Genomic DNA, 2,260 nt, shown 5'->3' with positions numbered 1-2,260 from the left:
GCTGCGCTGGCCGGTGCTGACCGTCGCGGTCGGCGCCTGGGAGCTGGCGGCCCGCGCGCACGGCAGCATCTTCTTCCCGCCGCCCTCGCGCATCGTGCACCGCGCCTACGACCTGTGGTTCTCGGGCCCGGTGAGCCATCTGTTCCTCACCGGTGCCGCGGTCGACACGATCGGGCCGAGCCTCGGCCGGATGGCGGCCGGTTTCGTGCTCGCCGCCGTCGCCGGGATCGCCCTGGGGGTGGCGATCGGCCGCTCCCGGCGCGCGTACGCGCTGTGCGATCCGGTGCTGCAGTTCGCGCGCGCCGTCCCGCCGCCCGCACTCGTCCCGGTCTTCGTCGTGGTCCTCGACTTCGGCACGCAGATGCAGATCGCGTCGATCCTCTTCAGCGCCGTGTGGCCGGTCCTGGTCAACACGGCGGAGGGCGCCCGCAACACCGATCCACTGCGCGAGGAGGTCGCCGCGGTACTGCGGCTCACCCCGCCCGAACGCCTCTGGTACGTGATCCTGCCGTCCGCGCTCCCCCGCGTCTTCGCCGGACTGCGGCTCAGCCTGTCCCTCGCGCTGATCCTCATGGTGTTCTCGGAACTCCTGCCGGGTACCGAGAACGGCATCGGCTTCACGCTCACCGACGCCCAGTCGCGCTCGGACCTCTTGACCGTCTGGGCGGTGCTGGTCCTGCTCGGCGCACTCGGCTACCTGCTCAACTCGGCCCTGCTCGCGGTCGAGAGACGGCTGCTCGGCACAGGGAGGAAGCCATGACGACCACCGTCCTGGACGCGACCGTACGGCTGCTGCGCGACACCGGCATGACCACGGTGTTCGGCAATCCGGGCTCCACGGAGCTGCGCATGTTCCGCGACTGGCCGGACGACTTCACGTACGTCCTCGGCCTGCAGGAGTCCTCGGCAGTGGCCATGGCCGCGGGGCACGCGCTGGGCACGGGAGGGGCCGCGTTCGTCAGCCTGCACTCGGCGGGCGGCGTCGGCCACGCGCTCGGCGCGGTCTTCAACGCCTACCGCGACCGGGTGCCGTTGGTGATCGTCGCCGGTCAACAGGCCCGTTCCCTGCTCCAGTTGCGCCCCTTCCTCGGCGCCGAGGAGCCCGACAGCTTCCCCCGTCCGTACGTGAAGTTCGCCCGCCAGCCGGAGCGGGCCGCCGACGTACCGGCCGTGCTCGCCGAGGCGCACCGCGTCGCGATGACACATCCACGCGGCCCGGTGTTCGTGTCCGTCCCGGAGGACGACTGGGACCAGGAGGCCGAACCGGTCCCACCACGCTCCGTGCACAGCGAGTTCACCGCCTCCCCCGATGCGCTCGCGGCACTGGCCGCCCGCCTCGACGGCTGCGAGCGGCCCGCCCTGGTCATCGGGCAGGGAGTGGACGACGAGGCCGCGCTGCCCGAGGCGGTGGCGCTGGCCGAGCGGATCCGCGCGGGGGTCTGGATCAGTCCGCTGTCCGGCCGCTCCGGCTTCCCCGAGTCCCACCCGCTCTTCCAGGGCTTCCTGCCGCCGGTGGCACGGCAGTTGGCCGCCCGCCTTCAGCCGTACGACGTGGTGGTCGCGCTCGGGACGCCCGTGTTCACGTACCACGTGCCGGACGACAGCCCGCCGCTGGCACCGGGCACCGAACTGTTCCACCTGGACTGCGACCCGGCTCAGGCGGCCTGGCTGCCCACGGGCACCAGCCTGGTCACGACGCTGCGCCCCGCACTCGCCCAACTCACCGCGCTGGTGGGCCCGTCGGACCGCGAACCGCCACCGCAGCGCGAACAGCCGGCACCGGCGAGCAGGGAGGGCGCGCTCACGCCCGAACTGGTCCTGGACGAGCTGCACCGCAGGCTCCCCCGCGACCGGGTACTCGTCGAGGAGGCCCCCAGTCATCGCAACGCGCTGCACGCGCGCGTGCCCGTCGACCTGTCGGGCGGCTTCCTCACCGCGGGCAGCGGCGCGCTCGGCTGGGGCCTGCCGCTGGCCGTCGGCCGCGCCCTCGCCGACCGGCGCCGCGTGGTGTGCGTACTGGGCGACGGTTCGGCGCTGTACTCGGTACAGGCACTGTGGACGGCGGCCAGACACCGGGCGCCGGTCACGTTCGTGATCCTCGACAACGGCGGGTACGGAGCGGTGAGCGCGCTGGGCCGGCGCATCGGCATCACTCCCGTGCCCGGAACCGTCATCGGGGGCATCGACTTCGCCGGCCTCGCCGCATCGTTCGGCTGCGCGGCGCAGTACGCGGACCGCGCCGACGACCTCCCCAAGGCCC

At 73.3% G+C, this 2,260-nt stretch carries 2 protein-coding genes; both read left to right on the top strand.

Annotated elements, in window-relative coordinates:
* Nucleotide 1 precedes the first annotated feature (1 nt).
* Nucleotides 2-760 (top strand): ABC transporter permease, encoded by a 759-nt coding sequence (locus G3I40_RS04960; protein ID WP_164300925.1) that lies wholly within the window; start codon nucleotides 2-4, stop codon nucleotides 758-760.
* A partial coding sequence (mdlC, locus tag G3I40_RS04955; RefSeq protein WP_164300924.1) for a benzoylformate decarboxylase occupies nucleotides 757-2,260 on the top strand: 1,504 nt, incomplete at its 3' end. The genes G3I40_RS04960 and mdlC, both read left to right, overlap by 4 nt.

Source organism: Streptomyces sp. SID14478 (assembly GCF_010548525.1).
Classification (GTDB): Bacteria; Actinomycetota; Actinomycetes; order Streptomycetales; family Streptomycetaceae; genus Streptomyces.
The sequence above is the reverse complement of the archived record's forward strand: the minus strand, read 5'-3'. Positions and strand labels throughout refer to the sequence as shown.